Genomic DNA, 23,352 nt, shown 5'->3' on the forward strand with positions numbered 1-23,352 from the left:
TTACCTAACTTACGTATGTAGTATCGACGCCTGGTTACTTACCTAAGTTAGCTAAAGGAGCCGACATGGCGACAGTGGTCGCGTCCGCGGCACACAACACCTCCACCAGGAACCCGTGGCCCGCAGTGGTCTCGCTGTCCTTCGCTGCCTCCATCGCCGCACTTCAGAACACCGCGGTGGTCCCGTTGCTTCCCGTGCTGCAGCGGGAGCTGCACGCGTCCCTCTCCGCCGTGAGCTGGACACTGACGCTGAGCCTTCTGGTGGCGGCGGTGGCCACGCCGTTGTTGTCGCGCTTCGGCGACATGTACGGCAGACGCCCCATGATCCTGGGAGCCCTGGCCCTGCTGGTGGTCGGGTCGGTCATGGCCGCGCTGGCGACCTCGCTGACCTGGTTGATGGTGGCGAGGGTGCTGCAGGGAGCCGTGGCCGCGCTGGTGCCGCTGTCCATCGGGGTGGCACGCGACCTGCTGCCCAGGGAGCAGCTCGCGACCGGCATCGGGGTGATCAGCGCGACGATGGGGTTCGGGAGCGGCGGCGGGATGATCCTGGCCGGGCTCGCGTCCGGCGACTACCACATGGTCTTCTGGATCACGGGCGGCATCTCGCTGGTGGCGGTGGTGATCGTGGCCTTCCTCGTCCGCGACGGCGCCCCGGCAGGCAAGGGCCGCCCCGACCTGATCGGCGCCGCGCTGCTGACCGCCTGGCTGGTCGCGCTGCTGCTGGCCATCAGCGAGGGCGGCTCGTGGGGCTGGACCTCGCCGGGCGTGCTCGGCCTGTTCGCCGCCGCGGTGGCGCTGGCGGCCGTCTGGGTGCTGGTCGAGCGCAGGGTGGCCGAGCCGCTGGTGGAGATGGCGATGCTGGTGCACAGGGGCACGATCGGCGCGACGGTGGCCTCGATGCTGCTCGGGTTCTCGTTCTTCACCCTCATGACCGGCATGTCGAGCTTCGCCCAGGTGCCGGAGAAGACCGGCTACGGCTTCGGCGCGTCCACCATGGAGGTCGGCTTCTACCTGCTGCCGAGCACACTCTTCATGCTGGTGATCTCGCTGTTCGCCGGGCGGTTCATGCGCCGCTTCCAGGCCTCGTCCATGGTGGCGGCGGGTTCGGCGATCACCGCGCTGGCGGCGCTCTGGCTGGTGGTGGAGCACAGCAGCCCGGCCCACCTGTACGTGTCGGCCTCACTGATGGGCATCGGGCTGGGCGTCGGCTACGCGGCGCTGGGCACCATGGCCGTCGAGCATGTGGACCCGGGCAAGACGGCCCTGGCGGCGGGCGTGAACGCGCTCGTGCGCATCGTGGGCGGCAGCACCGCCGGCGCCGCCATCGCCGCGATCCTGGCCGCCCAGCCGGGCGTGGGCGGCTACCAGCGGGTCTTCGGGGCCGCCGCCCTGGCCGGCGTCGTGGCCGCGGTCTTCGCGGCCGTGTACGGGCGCCTCAACCGCAGGGCGGTCACAGCGCCTTCAACCCGCTGATCACCTCGAGCAGCACCTTCGCGTCGGGGGCGGGTGGCGGGTGCTCGACCTGCACGAGCTGCTGCGCGTGCAGGTCGCCGACCAGCACCCTGACCACGCCGATGGGCAGGTTCAGCTCGGCCGCGACGTCCACGAGCCTGGTCGGCTTGGTGCACTTCTGCAGGATGATCAGATGTTCGGGGCCAAGGCCCACCGGCGGCGTCAGGCCGCCGGCGGTGATGATCACCGCGATGAGGTCGATGGCCTCGCTCGCGGGCACCGTACGGCCCCTGGTCAGCAGGTAGGCCGGGACGATAGGACCGGCGTCCTCGTCCAGCCAGCGCTCGTCATTCACTTCGCACCACCCGCATGGGTCGAGCGGGCTCGGTCACGTGGGTCTCCGGTTCTGGCTCGGCCACGTGTTCTTCCGGGATCAACACGATCGCGGTGGTCCCTCCATATGGTGAACCGCGCAACGTCACGCGGATGTCATGCCTGGCGGCCAGGCGGGAGACGACGAAAAGGCCGAGCCGGTCGCTGTCGGCCAGGTCGAACTCCGGTGGGCTGGCCAGCCGCTCGTTGAACTCGGCCAGCTCCTCTGCGCTCAGCCCGAACCCGCGGTCCTCGACCTCGAAGACGAAGCCGCGGGCCGCCACCTCGCCGCGCACGAAGACCGGGGTGTGCGCGGGCGAGTAGACGGTGGCGTTCTCGATGAGCTCGGCGATCAGGTGGATCACGTCGCCCACCACAGGTCCGGCCAGACGCTGGCCGGACATCGGCTCGACGGTGACCCGCTGGTAGTCCTCCACCTCGGCCGACGCGCCGCGGGCCACGTCCAGCATCGGCACCGGCCGGCTCCAGCCGCGGCCGGGGGTGGCGCCCGAGAGGATGATCAGGCCCTCGGCGTGGCGGCGCATGCGGGTGGTCAGGTGGTCCAGCTTGAACAGGTCGTCCAGCGCGTCGGGGTCGGTCGCCCGGTGCTGCATGTCCTGCAGCTGGATGCGCTGGCGGTGCAGCAGAGTCTGGCTGCGCCTGGCCAGGTTGCGGAACACGTGCCCGACGCCCTCGCTGAGCTGCGCCTGGCCGACCGCGGCCTCGACGGCGGTCTGCTGGACGGTGGAGAACGCCTGGCCCACGTCGTCGATCTCGACCGTGGTGCTCGCCACGGACAGCTCCGGCACCTCGACCGTCTCGCCCTTGCGCAGCTTGGCCACCACGCGGGGGAGCCGCTCCTGGGCCACCTCCAGCGCGGCCATCCGGAGCGCGCCCAGCTCCTTCGACAGCCGGTTGCCCATGCGCAGCGAGAACCCGATCGACAGGATCACCAGACCCAGCGCCGTACCGGCCAGCAGGAGCGCCCTGGACAGCACCTGGTCGGCGATCGGGTCGGCCCGCCCGTTCAGCACCGTGCTGGCCTGCATCTGCGCTTCCTGGAACGACTTGGCCAGCGCCTCCGTGGTGCCGAGCCAGCCCCGCGGCGCCTGCCCGGCGACGATCTGGTCCTCCATCATCCGCATCCGCTGATAGGCGGGGGAGGTGATCAGCGCCACCTGGGGGTCGCGCAGGACGGGGTCGAGCTCGCCGAGCGACTGGTTGACGAGGAAGCGCCGGTTGCCGGCGAGCTGGGTGAACAGCCTGCGCTCGGCGGTCGTGGTCGGCCCGAAGGCGACGGCCGCCTCTCTGGTGAGCAGTTCCTTGGCGTACCCCATGTCGATGACCACGCGAGACTGCTCGTAGATCGGGATGTCGTCGATCAGCGCGACCCGCTTGTGCAGGCCGAACAGGGTGTCGACGACCGCGCTGTACGCCTCCACGGTGTGCAGACGGTCAGACAGGCCCGTGTCGATCTCTCCTCTGATCGCATCGAGCCTGTCGAGCTGCGTGTTCACCGCGTCCACTTGTGTGCGGATTTCTTCCGATCGGTCCTTGGATTGGCTGGAGAGCTGTTTGAACGCGTCTCTGGCGGCGTCGGTACGAGTACGCTGCGCGTTCACGGCCGACTTGCTCTCCGAATTGCGCAGGAGCTTGGCCGAGACGAGACGTTCACGCTGAATCTCGCTGATCAGTTTGTACGCGGGAAGGCGGAGGTTCGTCCAGAGTGTCTTGTATTCGCGCAGCTCCAAGCTCTCGGTGGCGGTGACGGCGGTGATGACCCCCCACAAGACCACCATGGAGGTCAGCGGCACCAGTAGTAGTCCGATGATCTTCATGCGGATCGTTCGGCTACGACCCATGGCACCTCACTCCGGTCGGTCCCCTGCTGGCAACCCCGGACGGGACAAGCCCCGAGGATAGCAATTCGATCACCAGAATGCCCAATTTTTCGGGACTTTTGGACACCTGGGCGCCGATCCTATCGATCTTGGAGTAGGTTTCCCGAGTACATCGCTGACAGAGGGAGTTGCGTTGCGCCGTCGTCTCGCAGCGGCCGCCGCGCTGATGCTCCTCGCGGCCTGCTCGACGCCTCCGGAACCGCCGCAGGCCCCGGCGGGGGTGTCCTCGTTCGTCTACGTCAAGAACCTGGACATCATCACCGAATGGGACCCGAGCGAGTCCTACTCCAACGAGGTCGTCGCCTTCCAGAACATCTACGAGACGCTCACCCTCTGGAACCCGGTCACCAAGAAGTCCAGCCCCCGGCTGGCCACGTCGTGGCGCTCCTCACCCGACGGCCGGACGTGGACCTTCAACCTCCGCCCCGGGGTGACCTTCCACACCGGCAGGCGGCTGGACGCGGCGGCGGTCAAGGCGTCGATCGAGCGCACGATGAAAGCCAGGACGGGCGCCTCCTACATCTGGGACGCCGTCTCGTCCATCAGGGTCGACGGCCCGACCACGGTGACGTTCGCGCTGAAGTACCCCGTTCCCCTGGATCTGGTGGCCTCCTCCACGTACGCGGCCTACATCTACGACACGCAGGCGGCGCCCGACCTCGGGAAGTTCTTCGCGGCCGGCAGGGACGCCGGCTCGGGGCCGTACACGGTGACGAAATGGCAGAAGGGCAAGGAGGACGAGCTCACGCTCAGCGCGTACGCCAAGTACTGGGGAGGATGGGACGGGCCGCACTACAACACGGTGAAGTTCCGCGTCGTGCCCGACCCCGACCGGGCGTGGCGGCTGCTGCAGCGCGGTGAGGCGAACTTCGTGCCGCGGCTCAACCCGCGCCTGTTCGCCGAGGCCTCGAACGAGCCGGGCGTACGCACGTCGGAGCGGCCCTCGTTCCAGACGGCGATGATGCTCTTCAACACCGCGAGCGGCCCGATGCGCGACGTGCGCGTGCGCCGCGCGGTCCAGAAGGCCGTCGACTACCGGGGCCTGATCAGGGACCTGAAGGGCGCCGCCACCCCCGCCAGCGGCGTCGTCGCCGAGGGGCTCATGGGCCACGTGCCCGGCCGCGTGCCCCGGCAGGACCTGGCGGGCGCGGCCCAGCTGCTGACCAGGGCGGGGTACGGCCCGGGCGGCCGGCCGCTGCGGCTGAAGATGACGTACGGGGAGGGCGACACGGACTGGCACCTGCTCGCCACCAAGCTCGCGTACGCCCTCAAACCGCTCAACGTCACGATCGACGCCCAGCCGATGCCCTGGACCGCCCAGTGGGACCTGGGCAAGAAGCGCGGCCAGGACATCTTCGTCATGTACTGGTGGCCCGACTACGCCGACGGCTACTCGTGGTTCGGGAACGTCTTCCACGGCGGGAGCCCGCCCGTCTTCAACCTGACCTACCTGCGCGACCACAGCCTGGACGCGCTGATCGACACCTTGCCCGAGCTGACCGTGACCGACAAGGGGGCGGCGCAGCGGGCGTACGAGCAGGCCACGAAGCGGGTGCTCGACCAGCGGGCGGCCGCCGCGCTGCCCTGGGCGGTCAACTACCAGCGGGTCTACCAGGGGGCCGTGCAGGGCTACGACGACAACCCGGCCTATCCGGACGTGGTCTTCGTCTACGACCTGCGGCCCTCAGGCTGACCCTGCCTTCTTCTACGACGTGCGGCCCTCCGACTGACCCGGCCTTCGTCTACGGCCTGCGGTCCCCAGGCTCACCCTCGTCCTCGTGGCCCGGCTCCGTGAGGACGCGCTCCCTCAGGCGCGCCCGGATCTCCTCGGGGGTGTAGGCGCGGCGGCGGCGCTCGGCGCGCGCGATCACCACTCCCGTGGCCGCCACCCCCATGATCCCCGCCAGGCCCAGCATCTTCCACCAGCGCATGCGCATGTTGCCTAGGCTAGCGGTGTGCTGACTCTCGACGAGGCCGTCAGGGTGACGAGGACCGGCGATCTGTGGATCTTCCGCGGGCGTTCGGTGCCCGACCGCGCCATCCAGACGATGACCAACAGCCCGGTCAACCACGTGGGCATGGCCATCGTGATCGAGGACATGCCGCCGATGATGTGGCACGCCGAGCTGGGCAAGTCGCTGCTCGACCTGTGGGCGGGCACCCACCACCGCGGGGTGCAGCTGCACGACCTGCGCGACGCGGTGACCACGTGGGCCGACCGCTACGGCCAGCGGGCCTGGCTGCGCCAGCTGGAGCCGGAGGCGACGCAGGAGATGGAGGACGCGGCCCTGCGCACGGTGGCCCGGCTCGACGGCACCCCGTTCCCCTCCACCGCCCGCCTGGCCGGCCGCTGGGCCAAGGGGCGCATCCCGCGGCTGCGCCGCCGCCTCAATGAGGAGACGCTGGAGAGCGCGTACTGCGCCGAGGTGGTGGCCGTCACGTACGAGGAGATGGGCCTGCTGCCCAGCGGGCGGCGGCCCAACTGGTACGACCCGGGCAAGTTCTGGAGCGGCGACGACCTCGAGCTGCTCATGGGGCGCAGGCTCGGCAACGAGATCACCGTGGGCGTGGAGCGCAGCCGGCCCTGACTTACGGTGCGTCTCCTGCTTACGGTGTTCTGCTCCTTACGGTGCTTCTCCTGCTTACGGTGCTTCTCCTGCGACGACGTCGAGCAGCGCGTCGGCGTGGCACTCCTGCTCGGGGTCGCACCAGCAGGCGAGGTCCTTGCCGCCGAGCTCCCGACGGGCCCGCTCGACCAGCTCGGGGTGCTCCTGGAGGTAGGCACGGTAGAGCGGGATCACCTGAGACCGCACGTGTACTTGCCCGCCGCAGACCCGGCAGCCCTTGGGGGACAGGCTGTGCGGGTTGGCGAACGGGCTGCGTTTGTGACCGGGGAACTCGCGTCCCACGTACACGGCCCCCGCAGGCACGCGGCCGTGGAACCGGTCACCCTCGACCTTGACACGGCGTGGCATGGCGCCTCCTCTCCGTGACCATTATGCGTGGCGCGCGACGGGTGGCAGGGTAGAGGCATGCGGCTCGGAACGTGGAACGTCAACTCCGTGAAGGCCCGCCTGCCCCGCCTCCTCGAGTGGCTGGCCGAGGCCAAGCCCGACATCCTCTGCCTCCAGGAGACCAAGTGCCCGGCGGAGGCGTTCCCCATGGCGGAGGTGGGCGAGCTGGGCTACGCCGCCGCCGCCCACGGCGACGGGCGGTGGAACGGCGTCGCCTTGCTGTCCAGGATCGGGCTCGACGACGTGACGCTCAGCTTCCCCGGCGAGCCGGGGTTCGGGGAGCTCGGCGGGGTGGGCGCGGCCACGCCCGAGGCCCGCGCGATCGGCGCGACCTGCGGCGGCATCCGCGTGTGGTCCCTGTACGCGCCGAACGGCCGCACCGTGGACTCGCCGCACTACGCCTACAAGCTCGACTGGTTCGCCGCCCTGCGGGAGGCGCTGGCGGCCGAGCTGACCATGCCTCTCGTGGCGTGCGGCGACTACAACGTGGCGCCCACGGACGCCGACGTGTGGGACCCCGCGCTGTTCGCCGGCGCCACCCACGTCACCCCGGCCGAGCGCCAGGCCCTCGCCGAGCTGCGTGCCCTGGGGCTGCACGACGTGGTGCCGACGCCGATGAAGGGCCCGCACCCGTTCACGTACTGGGATTACCGGGCCGGGATGTTCCACAAGAACATGGGAATGCGCATCGACCTGGTCTACGCGAGCGCGGACGTCGCCGGACGGGTGCGCTCGGCGTACGTCGACCGAGAGGCCCGCAAAGGGAAAGGCCCCTCCGATCACGCGCCGATCGTGGTCGATCTCGAGCCATAATTCCAATTACAAACCGCTGCCGTCCGAGTATCCTGAGTTCTCTAATGTTTCGGGGGCGAGAGTTACGTTCGAGGCCACAGGGGGAGCTCCGTGGAACCTGCAGACGGTCGCATCGTCTTATTCATCATCATCGCGCTCGCCGTGTTCGCCCTCGGCCGCCGGTTCCAGAACATGATCATTATGCGTCAGGTCTGGAAGCAGAGCGCCAAGCAGGTCGTCGCCAGGAAGGAGGTTGCGCAGAGCGCCGCGAAGTCGATGATCGGGATCACTTTGGTCGCGCTATTCGTCGTCTGGCTGGTGCTCAACCTCAACCGCGTAATGTGAAAAGCCATCAATGGCTGATCGCGCGCAATTGCGTCGCGGTCCGCAATCTTCCAATTCGATTGTCGCGACCTATTTGTGGCGATTTTTCAGGGCCCAAGCAGTCAGCACGGCCGCCCCGGCGGCGGCCAGGCTGACCGCCCGGGTCAGGCGCACGGCCCGGCGGATGTCCTTGACGTCGGGCTCGGGGCCGTCGCCCATGGTCGGGCGGTGCTCGGTCCTGCCCTGGTAGACGTTCGTGCCGCCGAGGGTGACGCCGAGCGCGCCGGCGAAGGCTGCCTCGCACCGGCCGGCGTTCGGGCTGGGGTGCCGGTGGCCGTCCCTCCTCAGCACCGCCAGCGCGCGGGCCGGGCTCGGGCCGGTCACCACCGTCAGCAGGCCCGTCACCCTGGCCGGTAGGTAGTTCGCGACGTCGTCCAGCCTCGCCGCCGCCCAGCCGAACCGCTCGTAGCGGGGCGAACGGTGGCCGATCATCGCGTCCAGCGTGTTGATCGCCCGGTACACCAGCAGCCCCGGCACCCCCGCCACCGCGCCCCAGAAGAGCGGGGCCACGACGGCGTCGGAGGTGTTCTCGGCCAGCGACTCGACCGTGGCCCTGGCCAGCTCCCTGGCCTCGAGGTGCGAGGGGTCGCGACCGCAGAGGTGGGGGAGCCTGGTCCTGGCCCGCTCCAGATCGTCGCGTTCGAGGGCGTCGGCCAGGTACTCGCCCTCGCGGGCGAGCGTGGTGCCGCCGAGCACGGCCCAGGTGGCGGCGGCTGTGACGACCGTACGTGCCTTGGGGACTCGTTGTGCGAGTACGCCCAGCGCGGCCGCACCCCCCACGCATACGACGACATGTACGACTCCATGCGCCTTCTTATCCGCGTACAGGGATTTTTCAACCTTCGCGGCGGTACGCCCGAAGACGGCGACCGGGTGCGCGGGGCTCTGCGGGTCGGCGAACACCTGGTCGAGGGCCACCCCGAGGGCGAGCCCCAGCGGGTCACACCAGGTGGGCATGGAGCTCGTCCTCGTACGCGTCCAGCCAGGCAGCCGCGCGGCGGATGCGCTCGCCGGCGCCGCCCGCCCACATCTTCGCCCAGCCGCCGCCCGCCGAGGCGCGGGTGCGCATGACGGTGTAGGAGCGGTGGAAGCGCAGCCTGGCCAGCTCGAGGAGGCGGCGGCGGTCGCGGGGCGGCACGCCGTACGCGTCGCAGAACAGCCGCAGCCGGGCGCCCACGTCGAGGTCGCGGAGGAGCGGGTGCCGGTCGACGGGGTCGGCGATGGGGGCCCAGTGGCGGAGCGTGGTGACGATGTCGAAGAGCCGGGTCGTCGGGCGGGCCAGATCGAAGTCGATCATCGCGCAGGGCCGCCCTTCACGAAAGATCACATTATCTGGCGTTAAATCACAGTGTCCGACGATTTCTGGCGCTTTGTCGTCATTCGACCCGTATGCCCATCCGTCGAGCGTCAGCGGGAACCCGGCGGTCGCATCGTGATATCCCCGCACCAACACCGCAAGCCCGGTCAGCGCCTCATCGGTCACGCTCTCGAGCCGCAGCCCCGTCGTCCCCGGCACGTAGGTGAGGATCTCGCGCCCCAGCTCGTCCATCCCCAACGCCCGTGGCGCCCCTTCGAACCTCGCGGCCTCGAGGTGCCGGAGCAGGGCGTGCACAGCGGGCGTCGACGTACTGGCCGGTCTCCGTACGGTGTCACCGACCCGCACCACCCCGTCAGTCACGTCGCCGCCCTGCAAGGGGATCTCATGCAGGAGCGTCGCGACCATGCCACGAGAGCTTAGACCCTTTTGCCCCGCCCCCGCCCGGCCTTTTCACACCCCGGCCGCCGCGCCCGACATCCTCCCAGAGGCCCACACACCCCGACGCGCCGCTGGCTGGACGTCGACGGCGGGGGTGCTTGGGACCCTGGTCATGCGGGGTGTGATCGGCCTGACAGACTGACACGAGGAAAACGTGTGCGTGACAAGTCGCCGGATCATGCACAATAAGGCGGGAGCGCCCTTAGCTCAGCTGGATAGAGCACCGGACTTCTAATCCGACGGTCGCAGGTTCGAATCCTGCAGGGCGCGCTTTGATCATGGTCTGACCTGCGGTTATGCGGGATCGGATGCGTTCTAGAATTTTCGTCTAGCGCTTGCGTGCTCCCTACGTGCTCGCGTGCACCAACCCCGCACACACCGTGATCCATTCACCGTCTCCGGCTGCGGGAAGAGCAGCGGCCCCGCCTCGCCGCGAGGCGGCGGCGAGTGCGGGGCCGGATGCTTAATCCGACTGTCAGCTTCTCAGTGAGATGAGCTTCCCGGGTTCGGCCTGGCCTTGCTCGCCGAACAGCAAGGCTGCGGTCTTCTCGGCTGCCGCTGTGGCTACCTGCGGGTAGACGGAGGTGTAAGTGTCGGCGGTGAAGGCGCTGGAGGTGTGTCCCAGCGTTTCCTGTACCACCTTCATCTCCACCCCGGCCGCCAGCATCAGCGAGGCCGCGCCGTGGCGGAGGTCATGCAGTCGGACGGGTGGTAGCCCGGCTAGGTAGGCCAGCCAGAGGAACTGGTCGGAGGCGTGCTGGGGATGCAGGCGGCTGCCGTCGGGCTGGGTGAAGACGAACCCGGTGTCGGTCCACGCCTCGCCCATGGTCAGCCGTTCCTGGAGTTGCTGCTGTCGGTGCGCGCGTAGGACCTGGGCGGTGTCGGTGTCCAGGGCGATGGTTCGGACTGAGGCGTTGGTCTTCGGCGTGCCCTCGTGGACCTGCCAGGCCAGTTGCACGAGTTGCCAGTTCACCGTCAGGGTGAGGCCGTTGAGGTCGACCTCCTTCCAGCGCAGTCCACACGCCTCGCCCCGGCGTAGTCCGCGCAGCGCGATCAACTGATACAGGGCGAAGAGGCGATGCCGTCGTGCCTCTTCGAGGAACAGGCGGGTTTGAGCGGGCGTCCACACCATCACCGGGGAGGGGCGCGGAACGCTGGTGTAGGCGTCGATCGGATCGACGCGTCTCCCGGCGCGGCGCTGCTTTTCCGCCTGGCGGTATTCGCGGTAGTCGGTCTGCCAGGCGCGGACCCGGTCGTCGGTCCACACCAGCGGCTTGGGCCTGGTGTGGGCGGCCATCTCCAGTACCGCGGCGGGGTTGAAGTCGATGAGCCGGTCTTGGCGCATGGCCATGTTGAGCGCGTGGCGGAGGGTGGCGCGGATGCGGTGCATGGTGGCGATGCTGATCGGCCGCCGGTATTTGACGCTCTCGCGCACCTGTGGGTCGGGGTCGGTGCGGCGTTCGGTGACGGTGTCGTTGAACTCCTCGATCTGCTCGAACATCAACGCGATGTCGCTGACTTTGAGCTGATCCAGCCGCAGCCGTCCCAGGTATGGCGTGAGGTAGAGGCGGATGTGGCCTTCGTAGGAGCGGCGGGTGGTTTCCTCGATCTTCCGCTTGCGGTTGAGGAACTCCGCCAGCCACTGCTCGACGGTGATCTCCTGGGTCAGATGCTGCCCGGTCCTGATCTTTCGGCGGATGGTTTCCGCGTTCGGGAGTGTGTTGGTTTCGGCCAGCGTGCGTTTGATCAGGTCGGCGATCTGGGTGCGGGTGGCGGGCTCGCGCGGGTCGGCCAGCGCGAGCAGGTCGCGCACGTGGCCGAGTTCGTCCTTTGCTGCGTCCTGGGTGGCGAAGCCGCCGCGGCGCAGCGGCCCGCGCCGCTTGCCGTCGAGGCTGGGCGGGAGTTCGATCTGGTAGTTCCAGATGCCGTGCCGGTAGCTCCACACGCCGTCGGAGCGGCGGAGCTTGGGGCATTTCTGCCCGAGTTCCTTACCGTCGCTGTCGCGGCAGGAGCAGCGTTTGAACGTGCGTCCCTCAGCCATCGTGGTGACTGTCCTGTTCTCTTCGGTGCTGTTGGTGGAGCTGGTGCAGGTGGTGAGCTGGGGGCGGGGCGGCGCTCTGCACAGGGTTGCTGCGCCCAGCCCCGGAAGCGGTCGGTGAAGGGATTGATCGACCTGGTCAAAGGGCGTTTTTTGGATAGTCCTGTTCCGAACGCGCATCCCGCGATATCCCGTTCAGCCGTGGCCCCGGTGGTCGCTGGCTACGGGTGTACGGCGGCCCCTGTCGCCCGTGCCGCCGTGTGTGCGGTGTGGGGCGCCGGGGTCGCCGTGTTCCCGTCCGGCGTGGCCGATGCGGTGGCGTGATCGGCGAGCACGCCCGTGGTCGTCACCCCGCCGCATCGATGGCCGTGCCGGACAGGGTGTATCGACGCCCATCTGGATGGCGATGGTCAAGGCCGAATCCGACGGTCTACGCCGGGCGGGGTGCCGGCGGCCTCCGCAGGGCGTCGCCGCCGTCTCAGCGCTCATCGCTTCGAGGTGCCACAGAGTAAGGACGGCTCCCGTGTGCAGGACCGCACCCATGCGAGCGAGCGAGATGAGAAGCCGTTTCAAGTACGTCGGCCGGGGATGATACGTGCCGTTGCTGCTGGCCCGATGGGTCTCTTTGATCGGCAGTTGGACGCCGTCGGTCGTGCTGAACGGTAGGGTCCGCGGTTCGCGGGGTGCGGCGGATGATGTGGTTGGTGGTGTCGCGTTGTCGTGTGGTGAAGTCATGTCGGTGCGGCCCGATCGCCTGGGCCACCTGATCCCTGTCACCTTTATAAATACCTGCGATCAGGCCCGGATTCGGACAGGACACGAAGTAAAGGTTTGACCACGACAATCGGAGAAAGCGTTCATATCCGGTGCACGTTCATTGTCCTCGACTGGCGGTGGTTGCCTCGGATCGTAGAGGCCGCGGTCATGGCGGCTTGCAGGATGCGCGAGAAGTGGGCGCGCCTGGGCTCGATTAGTGCCGCTCAGTGCCGCGGGATGACGTTTCCTATTACTCTGCTCGCAATTGCCCCCATCATCGTGCCGGGAAGTGGCGATGGATGCCGGGCGGTATCGCGTACACGCGAGCAACCACCGAGCAACCATGCGTTCTTGACTATCGCCGTTATGGGCCATTGGTCCCCTATTTCGACACCGCTGTGTAGGGTCAGGATCTCGTGGCAAGGACCAGCCTTACGGTAGATCGAACGCGTACGAGCAACCACCGAGCAGTCATCGGTAGGCGATATGTCTCTGCTTGCTGGCAGAACTTGTAGTCGCTTCGGAAGTGATGCAGAGCCTGATTGACGTGCATCGATGTGGGTTTCGGCAGGCGCAGAATCGTCGACCTGGACATAGCCGACGAGACCGGCTCGGCGGAGTCCTTCACGAGTACTTACATGCCGCTTGAACTGCATGGATGGAATTTTCGGCAGGTGCAGAGTCGGTGGCCCGTCCGCAACTGACTCGGCGGGCCCCGCAGGGGTGATACGCCGCGACCGCCTCGGTGGACCGATCCATGAGTATTCCCAGGTCGCATGATGTGACACAGTTTTCGACACCAACAGCCTTCCTCGCCGACGACGAGGACGACCAGTGTCTGCGCCCGCGAAGACCGTCCAGGAGGGCTTGCTCTGCATGTCCGAGGCGTACGACACGGTCTCCTCTCATCTGTACGCGAAGTTGCTGGACTGTCGCGGCTGCTCCTGCTTGGCCTGAGCAGGGAGACGTAAGTGCGGTCGGTGGCTAATCCAGAGGAAAAGGAGTCACCTTCCATGGCACCGCTACCTGCCACACGTCTCCATCAGCCGACTCGCACACGCAATCGAAAACTACCCTGCTTCCTGCTTCTTCCTCATCCCAAATGAGGTCCTCATCAACCTCAACTAATACCCACATAATGTCATGCACGTTGATGTCGGTCCACAATTTCACTTTCTCCGAGCCGAAAAGCGACACGGGATTTAGATTGAGTAGCTCGCGTACGGAAACTTCAATCCGCTTAAGCGGTTCCGGGCCCTCCAGAGTGAGCGTTACGCAAGCGCCATCCTGGGTGTACTCGAAGACGTGCGAGAACCTGGGGGTGCGCTCGCGGTGACGTCGCTGCCGTTCTATGTCTGTCATGGCGCGGGCAGCCTCCGCTTGCTCCTTGGCAAAGCGTGCCTGCTTACGAGCGTAGATGGCAGCTACAACTGCAACTATGGCGGCGAATACGGCGGCTAAGGCCGAGCCGAGCTCCGTCAGGTCGTTCATCACCCGTCTCCAATTCTTCCTTGGCAAGGGTACGACCGCACCCCAGATCAAGGTAGCGCCATGTCGCCACGTCTCGGGTGCTGGGCAAGGCAGTCATCAAGATCACCCTGTATTTTCGCTTTTGCCTTCCTGGCTGACTCGCCTCGAGTGGCATGAGCGGCGAAGAAGATACGAGCTTTAGGGCAGTACCCGTCGTTCTTGGTATCTCCATGAGCCCCAGCCGCTCGCACCGGCTGGTAGTCCCCCGGAAAATAAGTGTGTGGCAAGGCGGTCACACATGCCTTGAAAGTCAGCTCCGTCGAGCACAGCAATGTGATTCCGGATGATTTTCCGTCGAGAGTTAGCATCTATGAGGTAGTGGTCATTCCCGAGTTGAGCTACCGACGCGGAGCCACTCCGGCGACGCAACATTATTAGGGGCATATACGTCTTGCACAGCTTGTCTCCAGTAACGGTTCGCGCTTCGATCTATCCTTACTATGAGCTCTGTGGCGTTGTGGCGACGAGTCCATTCGGAAGTCGCAGGCGGCATGAGCCGCTGCGACGGGAAGACGTGCGGGTTTTAGTCTAGAGGTTCTCCGCCTGGGTGAGTCGCTGGCGGAAGGCCGAGTGTAGGTGTCGGCTCATGGTATCGGGCCGCCCGGAGCAGGACCTTGCCCCAGAAGGTTCTCATGTCCAGGACTTCGTCGGGCGTCATGAGATGCGCCAAAACGTTGTCCTCGATGGAGGTGGCCAAGGAGGCCGCGAGAATCTCGATGATGAAGTTTTCTGGAAGCTGGTCGCGTTCCGCCATGGACTTCCAGCTTTTCATGACCATATAGGTCGGTTCCCGCGTGTCCTCTCGGGCGAGGGCTTGCCGGATGGTGAAGGCGAAGGATTCCTGGTCTTCGCGGCGTGCGAGCTCCTGCAGATGAGGGCCGCAGAGCAGGGCCATGCCTTTGTGGGTGGACGCAAGTCCCAGGAAGGCCACAATGCCGGCGCGCTCCGATTCCGGAGTATCCAGCCATTTGAACAGGGCCTGCAGAACGATTTGGCGGTGGGCTGTGGCCAGTGATGTAAACGCCGTTGCAAGAGGGGTGCTACCGGGATCGGGAGTCTTCAGAGCTGCGCGGTGGAGGCGGACCAGTGCGCTTTCTGGAGCTTGCTCACCGAAGGTGCCGCCGCACGCCTCGGCGACCAGGTCGATGCGCTCCTGAGAGGGGTTGTTCGAAAGCCAGTTGTACAGGCGCCCGCGGATGTAAGATCCGAACCTTGGATCGATCGCCGCCTTCGAGAGGGCCTGAGCGAGAGACGAACGCCGCTGTATGAGGAGCGCGTCTCGAAGCTTGTTGATGATCGCCTTGTCCCGGAAGAGGAGCGTCAGGTCCAGAAGCGCGTCGACGACTCTTCCGGCATCGTCCGCAGGCAGGTTGGCCGCCTGATCCACGGCCCACTCGGTCAGCAGATCTCGATGGAGCTCACATTCGTCCCACAGATGCCGCCGCACGGCCGCGGCCAGGCCATGGCACTCGGGGGCAAGCCGGACCCGGTCGCCGAACCTTCTGACGTGTGCTTCATCCAACCGCTTGGATGCCGGATCGTCGGACAGGACGGCCGCTGGGCCCCGGTCTTCGCCGAGCTTGCGGCGAAGGGCCTCGGACATCTGGAGAATGGACAGCCTGCGCCCGCCATTGCACAGCGCCGCGGACCATAGGAGCGTCCGGCTCCCGAGCCGCTTAGGGAACTTCGTGTCCAGCCAGGCTTCCCACCCGCCGTACTCGGCGGCGATGTCCTCGGCTTTGAGACTGGCGGACTTTCTGATGATGTCGGCGAGCCGTGAGGCGTCTTCGGCTCGGGGACAGGAGGCCCAGATGGGCGCGAGGACCTCGTGATCGAGTAAGAAGGTGCGGTTGCCTGCGCCGAGGGCGGTCAGTTGCCGCTCAACGAGACGGCGAGCGTTGGGACTGGGCAGTGGCACGAGTTGGTCTCTGAGGTGGTTGGTCCAACGCCCGGTCCAGACATCTCCAGTCACCAGAACGACGAGAAGTGCCTTGCTTTCCTTCGCCCAGGAGAGCAGGCCCTTACCGAACTCCTCAGAGGGCTCCTTGGTGGTGTCCGAGAGGTCGATGATGTAGCCCTTACCCGCCTCGGCCGGGGGGAGGAAACGGCGCTGCGGCTGTGTCCACGTGCACTCAAGCTCGTGGATGCGTTCCGGCTCGCAATGGTTCAGCAGTTGGCGCAGCGCGGCGGTGTGGCGTCCCGTGCCCGCGTCGCCGAGCAAGACCAGGACGTTGTGCTCGCGAAGCACGCGACCGCACTGCGTCCACTCCTCACTCTGCGGAGCGACGAAGCGGCTCTCATCGCATACCAGGAGCTCCTCGGGCGTCATCGGACGGACCTCAACAAGGTCGTCACCGAAGTTGTTGAAGTTCTGGGTCCCGGCCACGAAGGCCACGGCCGAACCGTTGACAAACACTGTCGGCGTCGTCATCGGCCGATCCTTAGCCCATTGAAGACCTGGGTTTCGGCAGAAAAGATCGTTCCAGAACCATGGTTGGTGATGGTGACTGTTCTCGGTCTGGACGCGGCGAGGTCGCGGATTGCCGTGGAGAGGTCGAGGCCGAATCGCCGAAGCAGTGCGGCGCACACCATGTGGACGTCGAGTTTGCCCGCCTTCGGGCCGACCTCCTGAGCGAGGTCGTAAAGGCGTCCCATCACACTGTCGGCCGATTGACCCGCGCGCGATGCGAGGTCGCCGATCAGGTCCAGTTCCGTACGCCAGTCGCGGCCGTCAGGGGCAACCTGTACATGCCAGACATGCAGCGCGGAGAGGATCTGATGAGTCAGGGTCTCGGCTTCGGCCAGGTCAGCTGTCGCCGCTGCGGCTGCCACCGCGGTCACGACATGCCTGTGACGGGAGCGGAGGCTGGCGCGAGTTACGCCCTTGCTGAGCAGCTGGCTCAGGGAAGCGGCGTCGGGATGGGCGCGGGCCAGCGCCGTCAGTTCGCCGAGAGCGTCGAGGCCGGCTGCTGGGCCGCCGACGGCCAGTCCGAGAAGGAGGGAACCGTCCGTCAGTTCGTCCGTGCGGGTACGGCCCACTGTGAGCGCCGTCTCCATGACCTTGACGAATTCGGTGTTGCTACCGTTGACCGCCAGGCGCTTCTTGACCTGGATTTCGATGGAGGGACCGCGGAGCGTCTCGCCCGTTCGCAGGACGATGTCGTCGAAGGCGCTTCCTGCGAACCTCTGCTGCAACGCGACGCGCTCGATCGGCTGCTGAATGCCGACCGGGACATGCGCTCGACGCAGCATCCGGCTGAGCAGCATGGCCGCAAGCCGGTACTCGAAGATCACCCCTGCTCCGCCCGTCGCTTCTGGGGAGACCGCACCGTCAGACAATCAGACCACCCGCCTCGACCGTGAGGAGTTGTATGTAAAGAGCGTAGGCCGGGCCACCGACAAAACTCTGAGGGTTCGTCGCCTTGCTGCAGTGGAGTGAGTGGTATGTCCCTGGATGAGCGCAGGTACTGCTGTTCATGCACGGACAGGCGCTCTCCTCTGGGCCGGGACTAATCTTCACTACCGCCGTACAGGACCAGCACCACTTCAACGACCGTGGCGGAACCGTCATACCGCTATATCACGACAGCCAGGGCGTCACACCGAATCTTGCGCCCAGGCTCACATCTCGCCTCGGCGAGCGGCTGGATCGGCCGATCAAGGCTGACGACTTCGTCGCCTATCTCGCCGCAGTGATCGCCCACCCCGGCTACACCACTCGCTTCCAGGACGAACTGGGCAGCCTGTATGGGATCCGCGTGCCGCTCACCGCCGACCGCCAACTCTGGGAGGCCGCGACGGAGATCGGCAGGGACGTCATCTGGCTACACACGTTCGGCGCCCGAGGTCACCCCGGTAGACGGCCACGTGTGCCGCTGGAACGCAGACCGCAGCGAATACGCCGCATACCTGATGATGAAGACAACATGCCAGAGACGATGACCTATGATCCACGCACGCGGACGCTCTATGTGGGTAGCGGGGCCATTGCCCCTGTGGCGCCTGAAGTATATGCCTATGACGTCGGCGGCATGCCGGTCATCCGGAAGTGGTTCTCTTACCGGCAGCGTGACCGGCTCGCAACTCGCCAAGCCGCATCAAGGCTGGACCACATTCGTGCCAGGCGATGGAGCCTGCAGTTCACGGAAGATCTCCTCGACCTTCTTCAAGTGCTCACCCTACTTACTGACCTACACCCAGCGCAGGATGCACTGCTCGAGCAGATCCTGGCAGCGCCTCTCATCTCGACGGCGGACATGACCGCGGCGCGAGTACTGCCTGTGCCGCCGCACCTAACCAGACCTCAGTCGGCCGATCGTCAAGACCCGCTTTTCTGAGGAGCGGGCTGCGGGATGGCCTGAAGAGCGTTCTGCTTGGCCTGCTGTCACCTGCGGACGGAACAGGTGTTTGGGCACCCGGAAGTGACGCTTTGGGTCGTGTTAAATGGGGAATGATCACGATCTCGTAGCATGGAATGACATTCCATTCCGGCGGCGGTAGCTTTTCAGTGTGGGCACCTTGGACATTTCAGCATGTAAGGAATGGTTCAGCGTCGCTTATGTGGAAGCGCTGGCGTATGCTGCCGGATACGCTGTGACGGTCGTCCATGTTGACCATTTCGGAGTCGACCTAGAACTTCGCGATCGGGCTTTGCGAGTGGATGTGCAGATGAAGTGCACGAACGAGCCAGAAACGAAAGGCGACCACATCGCCTGCCCGCTCGACACCCGCACCTACAACTTGCTGAGTGATCCGGGGAGAAACGTCCCCGCCTACCTATTCGTCGTGGAAGTGCCCTCGCTCAAGGCGGACTGGGTGAGCTGTAGCACCGATGGACTGCACCTGCGGCGCTGTGGCTACTACGCCAGTATGTCGACACTTCAGCCGCCTAGCAACAAGACGACCAAGTCTGTCCAGGTAGCCAGAGCGAACCGGTTGACGGTCACATCACTCGACCAGCTCATGCGCAAGGCGAGGGGTGGGCTGTGATCAACATTGACGCGCTCGCCGCAGAAGTCACTCCGGCGGGATTGCGCGCCTACCTGAAGGCGAACTCGTGGCACTTCCAGGGCAGACCGCTCCCACGCATGGAGTTATGGGTCTGAGACTCGTGGGAAGTCCTGATTCCGCTTAATCGTCAGGCCGCGGACTATCCACGAAGAGTCAAGAATTTTATCGAGGATATCGCCGGCGAGCGCGGCTCTGGAACCGAAGACATCGTCACGGAGCTCCATTACATCGAAGATGACGTGATTGACCTGGAATTTGATGACAACCGTTCCCGCGTCCCGCTCTCTGAGGCCGCCAAGCTCCTGGAAGGCGCCCGGTCCTTCGCTGTCGCCAATGCGTGCTCAGCCATCCACCGCCGCTCCTATCACGGCCGCTCGCAACCGTTGAGAGCGCGAGAATACGCCGATTTTGTGGGCATGGGCCACACCCGGGAAGGCAGCTTCGTCATTCCCATCGTCAGTCCCATCGGCGTCATGAAGCCGGTGATCATAGAAGGCAAGCAGGAGCCGCTGATCGACGTCCAGTCGGAGCTCAACTACTTTCCGCGGCGGGTAACAGGCATCATGGCCGACGTTCTCCGCGAGATCCACGAGCTGGCCGTCATTCGAGAGCGAATACCGCCGAAGGAAGACCTGAACCGCGCCGTCGTCGCCGGCATGTCAGCTGACGCGTGCGCTGCCCTGGCCGCGATGATCTCCGCTCCGAAGGCCAGTGACCTGGACATCACCTTCCAATGGGCTCTGACGGCGGCCCCGCCCCGCGCCGGTGGCGACACGGTTGAGTTCCCGCAGGAAGCGGCGGGAGCGATCCGCGAGATCGGTCATCTTCTCCGAGACAAGGTCAGGGTGGAGGACGCCGTCATCTACGGATTCGTCAGTTCCCTCGACCGTGACCCGGACGACGAAGAAGGCGTCGTCAAAGTAAAGGCGCTTGTGGGCAGCCGGGTCCGGCCGGTCAAGATAGTCCTGCGTGGGGACGCGTACCACACGGCAGTGGAAGCACACGACCTCAAGCTCAGAGTCATCGTGACCGGGCCTCTGGTGAAAAGTGGTGCAGGGACGCTCTCGATGCCCAGAGTGCACCTCTTCAGGATCGACGATTACCTTCCGCTTGAGATGAGCGCAGAGGCCCGGTCGGCATGATCAGGAGCATCGCACGACGTATGCCGACCGAGCGGCGCGGCGTTCGGTGACGATGTCGCAGGCTGTGCACTTTCAAGTGCCCGCGCGTCTGCATGAACGGAGCAAGCCGCCCGCACTCAGCCCTCCCGGCCTGTGGCGACGGCGGGGAGGCGAAGGGCAGCGACGCGCTCGGGACCAGTGTGAAGTGACGCCCGGACTTGAGCGCGGCACCGGCCAAGTACCGGTGTGCTGTCCCGTGACGTCAACCGAATCTGCTGGCCCGCGCTCCAATGCAACGCCGTCGGCAGAAGGGCGATGTCGACGGGCACGATCTCGCTGGCCTGCAGCCCTCCTCGCCAGCGCGAGAACGGGGAGATAATCGCGGGAGCGTTCAGGATCCAGTCCCCGGCGAGGCCCTCGACGAGGCGCTGCCCGGTGATGCCGCTGGCGATGGTGTGCCTCCTGGAAGTCAGGTGTCGACAGTGCAAGCTTGTCCGTCAGGTCGGTAGTGGGCCGCTGTCTGTGCCGCGAAGTCGCTGTTGGTTCTGCGTGACCGCTGTGTGCGCTTCATCGGCCGACTTGCCCCAGACCTGGGCGAGGTGAGCGAGTGTTCCGAGGAGATCGGAAGGAACGGCTGAGCGGTTTCCACAGCGCGCGAAGGGGCCGTCGGTTTCCAGCAGTACACGATCTGGCGGAAGCCGTTGTAGCAGCGGCAGAGCCTTCTTCGACCGGGTCATGGCCGGGTTGATCGAGAACCACAGCCCCGCGGCAAGTGCGTTGTCCACAGCGGCCAGAGGTCCGGTGTACCAATGCAGAATCGCCGGCACCTGCGCTTGCGCCAGTCGGGTGATGGTCTCACGCTCCGCACCACGGCTGTGAACGGTGACGGGTCGGGTTCGTACCTGAAGATCGGCCAGGATCGCTTCGAACACGCGAAGCTGCTCCTTGCGGGACGCCACCCCGGCACGAGAGAAGTCGAGTCCGATCTCGCCGATCCACGTTGCCTGCGGCAAGAGCCGGAGAAATCGGGCGAGATCGTGAGGGGATGCACCCCCTGCCCGAAGTGGGTGGAAGCCCAGCGCGACGTCGACACCGTCGCGTCGACCAAGGCGGGTGCGCAGGAGGCGATACTTGCCGGGGTCTTCGGTTACGGCGATCACGTGCACCCCTGCTGCGTGCGCGTCATCTAGGACCGCGACCGGGTTGTCGTAGGCATCGAGATGGCAGTGGGTATCGGTCAACACCGGAGTCGTCACGATCGAGACTCCACCAGCTCGGCCAGCGCCCCGCAGGCTCCGCTGGTTAGCCAGGCGCGAAGCTCTGCGAGTCCCCGTCGCCACACTCCGGTGAAGGCTGCACGTTCACCTTGTGGCAGCGGGCCGTTGCGTAGGACGTCTCGATCCGGTCGATCCACGAAGGCGCCGGTTATCACGGCCCGCAGGTCCGCTCCGCGGCGGCTGCGGCGGTTGAGAAGGATCTTGCAGTCCTCCTCGGTGAACATGTCGTAGGCGTACTCGTCGTTGTCCCATCCGACGTGCGCCAGCGAGGCGCGGCGAATCAGGCAGGGGAAGCAGTATCCGCAGTTGCCTTGCTTGCGGCCTACGTACCGGGCGGTCTCTGGATGCGAGCAGGAGACGCTCAGCGGTGCCAGTCGGCGCAGTAGCTCGGTGTTGCGGGATTCGGCGAGCATTTCGCCCTTGGTTCGCAACCGGTATGGGTTGAACATTGGGTTCGACACGCCGATCGCGGTGGCGGCGGTGCCGAGTTGGTGCATGAAGTGTGGGTGGGTGGTGCGGGTGCTCGCGCTGCCGACGCGGGATCGGGTGAGGGGCACGTTGATACCGATGAAGCCGTTCTCCGGCACGTACACCGGCGTCTCTGATCCGCCTGCGGCGGCGAGGGCCAGCGCGGCGGAGAGGAAGAGCAGTGACCGAGATCGAGTGGTGTTCTCGCGTGCCCTGGGCAGCGAGCGTGCTTGGTGGTTGTTTGCGGGGGCGGGTCGCAGATAGAGGCGGCGAGAGGCGATGCGCTCGCCGCCGTAGTGTGCGTTGAGCTCGTCGAGGAGAAGCTGTTGTGCGGAGGATGCCTGTCCACCTTCGTGGTGGGACAGCAGGCACAGTCGCCGTTCGGAATCTTCTTCCAGAAGATCGATGACGCCGCAGAGCGAGTCGAGGCCGCCGGAGAACAGACACACACCGTCCACGTCGAGCCCGATCGGGCGATCAGCAGTGGGAACGCCGGCCACAGCAGCGAGTGGGTGGCGATCGGAGTGGTAGGGACTGATTTCCCAGTGGTCGCCGGTCAAAAACCTCAGGGTCGCCTCGAAGCCAGCGCTTTGCCAAGCGGTAGTGTCTTCGACGGGAAGCCGGAGGGTGAACTCCCTCGTCCAGGAGTCCGGTGTGTCGCGCCGTCGGGTGGTCTTGTCGGCGCAGTACACGGCCGCGCCCAGCAAGAGGAGGTCAGCAGTTGGCCGGGGTGGTCGCCAGTCGGCGAAAAACTCGGGTCCGGTGCCGCCGGTTTGGATCGTGGCTGCGGTCCGCGCCGGCGCCCAGTCGAGCAGGCGGAGGCCGTCGGGTGCGGTCACCGATGTGGTGAGATCGGTGCGCACAAGGTAGGTGGTCACTGTGCGTCTCCGTCCAGTCCTTGCAGGGCCTCGTAAGTCATGCGGACGGTATCCTCGGCGATCTGGTGTCCCTCGGGGCCGGCCCAGTCGACCGTGAAGGGGTCGTTGGGGATGCGCAGCGACACGAGGACCTGAATGATCTGGCGCATTTCCTCGTCGGCTTGGCGCACGGCGTTCGGATCGGTGATGCGGCTGAGGCGTTCCGCGATGACAGGAACCCGGTTGTAGACGTATTGGGCGAGGAACTTTTCCAGGAGGGTGGGCAGGTTCTCCCGAGAGACGGTCATCTCGGCGGTGTCGGTCAGCTCAGGCCATGTATCGGCGTCACCGAAGACCTCGTCCAGCACGTCGCACGCGGCGTCGCGGGCGGCTTGTGAGTCCAGGTCGTCGCCGTCTCCCGCGATGAAGGTGATCAGTTCATCAAGCACGTCGAATCGGGTCTGGCCAACGAGTGTGGCCAGTCCCAGTGAGGTCAGCGTGTTTTCAAGCCCCGTTCCGCCGGCTCCAGCCAGCAAGGCACCGAGGCGCTGGACGCCATTGCGCCCGGCACGGGCACCGGCTGCAGCACCGGCAGCTCCACCCAACACGGGAACATGGCGAGCGA

The 23,352-nt window shown here is 66.2% G+C and carries 21 protein-coding genes and 1 tRNA gene; 9 read left to right on the forward strand and 13 right to left on the reverse strand.

From position 1 onward, the window contains the following. Positions 1-65 precede the first annotated feature (65 nt). A complete protein-coding gene (locus ACIBVN_RS40705; RefSeq protein WP_397145634.1) occupies positions 66-1,472 on the forward strand; it encodes an MFS transporter in 1,407 nt (468 codons plus the stop codon). On the opposite strand, the gene ACIBVN_RS40710 is transcribed toward ACIBVN_RS40705, so the two are convergent. Continuing rightward, positions 1,450-1,806 carry a DUF742 domain-containing protein gene (locus tag ACIBVN_RS40710; protein WP_349449517.1) on the reverse strand — a complete coding sequence of 119 codons (357 nt, stop codon included), beginning with the start codon at positions 1,804-1,806 and terminating at the stop codon, positions 1,450-1,452. The genes ACIBVN_RS40705 and ACIBVN_RS40710 overlap by 23 nt on opposite strands. Continuing rightward, positions 1,799-3,685 (reverse strand): nitrate- and nitrite sensing domain-containing protein, encoded by a 1,887-nt coding sequence (locus ACIBVN_RS40715; protein ID WP_397145635.1) that lies wholly within the window; start codon positions 3,683-3,685, stop codon positions 1,799-1,801. Before ACIBVN_RS40715 ends, ACIBVN_RS40710 begins: the two co-directional genes overlap by 8 nt. Positions 3,686-3,857: 172 nt before the next feature. Here ACIBVN_RS40715 and ACIBVN_RS40720 point away from each other — a divergent pair, with 172 nt between their 5' ends. Continuing rightward, positions 3,858-5,417, forward strand: coding sequence for an ABC transporter substrate-binding protein (locus ACIBVN_RS40720; RefSeq protein ID WP_397145636.1), 1,560 nt, complete (start codon positions 3,858-3,860; stop codon positions 5,415-5,417). Positions 5,418-5,466: 49 nt separating this feature from the next. On the opposite strand, the gene ACIBVN_RS40725 is transcribed toward ACIBVN_RS40720, so the two are convergent. Further along, positions 5,467-5,661 (reverse strand): hypothetical protein, encoded by a 195-nt coding sequence (locus ACIBVN_RS40725; RefSeq protein WP_397145637.1) that lies wholly within the window; start codon positions 5,659-5,661, stop codon positions 5,467-5,469. A 21-nt stretch (positions 5,662-5,682) separates the two neighbouring features. Between ACIBVN_RS40725 and ACIBVN_RS40730 the strand changes: the two genes are divergently transcribed. After that, on the forward strand, positions 5,683-6,312 hold the full coding sequence (locus ACIBVN_RS40730) for a hypothetical protein (protein WP_397145715.1): 630 nt from the start codon (positions 5,683-5,685) through the stop codon (positions 6,310-6,312). A gap of 54 nt (positions 6,313-6,366) precedes the next feature. Here ACIBVN_RS40730 and ACIBVN_RS40735 read toward each other — a convergent pair whose 3' ends face one another. After that, on the reverse strand, positions 6,367-6,699 hold the full coding sequence (locus ACIBVN_RS40735; RefSeq protein ID WP_397145638.1) for a DUF4326 domain-containing protein: 333 nt from the start codon (positions 6,697-6,699) through the stop codon (positions 6,367-6,369). Positions 6,700-6,756: 57 nt separating this feature from the next. On the opposite strand from ACIBVN_RS40735, the gene ACIBVN_RS40740 reads away from it, so the two are divergent. Together ACIBVN_RS40740 and ACIBVN_RS40745 are read left to right on the forward strand one after the other, a co-directional pair. Next, positions 6,757-7,551: an exodeoxyribonuclease III gene (locus ACIBVN_RS40740; RefSeq protein WP_397145639.1), complete on the forward strand. Its 795-nt coding sequence runs from the start codon at positions 6,757-6,759 to the stop codon at positions 7,549-7,551. A gap of 90 nt (positions 7,552-7,641) precedes the next feature. Further along, positions 7,642-7,875 carry a hypothetical protein gene (locus ACIBVN_RS40745; RefSeq protein WP_397145640.1) on the forward strand — a complete coding sequence of 78 codons (234 nt, stop codon included), beginning with the start codon at positions 7,642-7,644 and terminating at the stop codon, positions 7,873-7,875. Positions 7,876-7,944: 69 nt separating this feature from the next. Here ACIBVN_RS40745 and ACIBVN_RS40750 read toward each other — a convergent pair whose 3' ends face one another. Continuing rightward, positions 7,945-8,871, reverse strand: a complete 927-nt coding sequence (locus tag ACIBVN_RS40750; RefSeq protein ID WP_397145641.1) for a cobalamin biosynthesis protein — start codon at positions 8,869-8,871, stop codon at positions 7,945-7,947. Further along, positions 8,855-9,637: a phosphotransferase gene (locus ACIBVN_RS40755; protein ID WP_397145642.1), complete on the reverse strand. Its 783-nt coding sequence runs from the start codon at positions 9,635-9,637 to the stop codon at positions 8,855-8,857. Before ACIBVN_RS40755 ends, ACIBVN_RS40750 begins: the two co-directional genes overlap by 17 nt. Positions 9,638-9,866: 229 nt before the next feature. Between ACIBVN_RS40755 and ACIBVN_RS40760 the strand changes: the two genes are divergently transcribed. Then, positions 9,867-9,940: transfer RNA gene (locus tag ACIBVN_RS40760), tRNA-Arg, on the forward strand. Between the two features lie 205 nt (positions 9,941-10,145). Here ACIBVN_RS40760 and ACIBVN_RS40765 read toward each other — a convergent pair. The 4 genes from ACIBVN_RS40765 to ACIBVN_RS40780 form a co-directional block, all read right to left on the reverse strand. Further along, the gene (locus ACIBVN_RS40765) at positions 10,146-11,711 is read right to left on the reverse strand and encodes a tyrosine-type recombinase/integrase (RefSeq protein WP_397145643.1); all 1,566 of its coding nucleotides are present in this window, start codon (positions 11,709-11,711) and stop codon (positions 10,146-10,148) included. A gap of 1,737 nt (positions 11,712-13,448) precedes the next feature. Further along, on the reverse strand, positions 13,449-13,955 hold the full coding sequence (locus tag ACIBVN_RS40770) for a hypothetical protein (protein ID WP_397145644.1): 507 nt from the start codon (positions 13,953-13,955) through the stop codon (positions 13,449-13,451). A gap of 562 nt (positions 13,956-14,517) precedes the next feature. After that, on the reverse strand, positions 14,518-16,425 hold the full coding sequence (locus ACIBVN_RS40775; RefSeq protein WP_397145645.1) for a hypothetical protein: 1,908 nt from the start codon (positions 16,423-16,425) through the stop codon (positions 14,518-14,520). Further along, positions 16,422-17,288 (reverse strand): hypothetical protein, encoded by an 867-nt coding sequence (locus ACIBVN_RS40780; RefSeq protein WP_397145646.1) that lies wholly within the window; start codon positions 17,286-17,288, stop codon positions 16,422-16,424. The genes ACIBVN_RS40775 and ACIBVN_RS40780 overlap by 4 nt, the downstream gene beginning before the upstream one ends. Positions 17,289-17,464: 176 nt before the next feature. Here ACIBVN_RS40780 and ACIBVN_RS40785 point away from each other — a divergent pair, with 176 nt between their 5' ends. The 3 genes from ACIBVN_RS40785 to ACIBVN_RS40795 all read left to right on the forward strand — a co-directional run bounded on the left by ACIBVN_RS40785 (position 17,465) and on the right by ACIBVN_RS40795 (position 20,146). After that, positions 17,465-18,331 (forward strand): type ISP restriction/modification enzyme, encoded by an 867-nt coding sequence (locus tag ACIBVN_RS40785; RefSeq protein ID WP_397145716.1) that lies wholly within the window; start codon positions 17,465-17,467, stop codon positions 18,329-18,331. A 172-nt stretch (positions 18,332-18,503) separates the two neighbouring features. Further along, complete coding sequence (locus ACIBVN_RS40790; RefSeq protein WP_397145647.1) at positions 18,504-18,983, forward strand: DUF4365 domain-containing protein; 480 nt, start codon at positions 18,504-18,506, stop codon at positions 18,981-18,983. Positions 18,984-19,243: 260 nt separating this feature from the next. Further along, entirely contained in the window at positions 19,244-20,146 is a 903-nt protein-coding gene (locus tag ACIBVN_RS40795; RefSeq protein ID WP_397145648.1) for a hypothetical protein, read from the forward strand. A 476-nt stretch (positions 20,147-20,622) separates the two neighbouring features. Here ACIBVN_RS40795 and ACIBVN_RS40800 read toward each other — a convergent pair whose 3' ends face one another. Genes ACIBVN_RS40800 through ACIBVN_RS40810 form a run of 3 tightly spaced genes read right to left on the reverse strand, consistent with a single transcriptional unit; the run spans position 20,623 to position 23,335 of the window. Further along, positions 20,623-21,381, reverse strand: coding sequence for a TatD family hydrolase (locus ACIBVN_RS40800; protein WP_397145649.1), 759 nt, complete (start codon positions 21,379-21,381; stop codon positions 20,623-20,625). Beyond that, positions 21,378-22,748 carry a Qat anti-phage system QueC-like protein QatC gene (qatC, locus tag ACIBVN_RS40805; RefSeq protein WP_397145650.1) on the reverse strand — a complete coding sequence of 457 codons (1,371 nt, stop codon included), beginning with the start codon at positions 22,746-22,748 and terminating at the stop codon, positions 21,378-21,380. The genes ACIBVN_RS40800 and qatC overlap by 4 nt, the downstream gene beginning before the upstream one ends. Continuing rightward, positions 22,745-23,335, reverse strand: a complete 591-nt coding sequence (locus tag ACIBVN_RS40810) for a hypothetical protein (protein ID WP_397145651.1) — start codon at positions 23,333-23,335, stop codon at positions 22,745-22,747. Before ACIBVN_RS40810 ends, qatC begins: the two co-directional genes overlap by 4 nt. Positions 23,336-23,352 lie beyond the last annotated feature (17 nt).

The organism is Nonomuraea sp. NPDC049400 (assembly GCF_044466425.1).
Taxonomy (GTDB): domain Bacteria; phylum Actinomycetota; class Actinomycetes; order Streptosporangiales; family Streptosporangiaceae; genus Nonomuraea.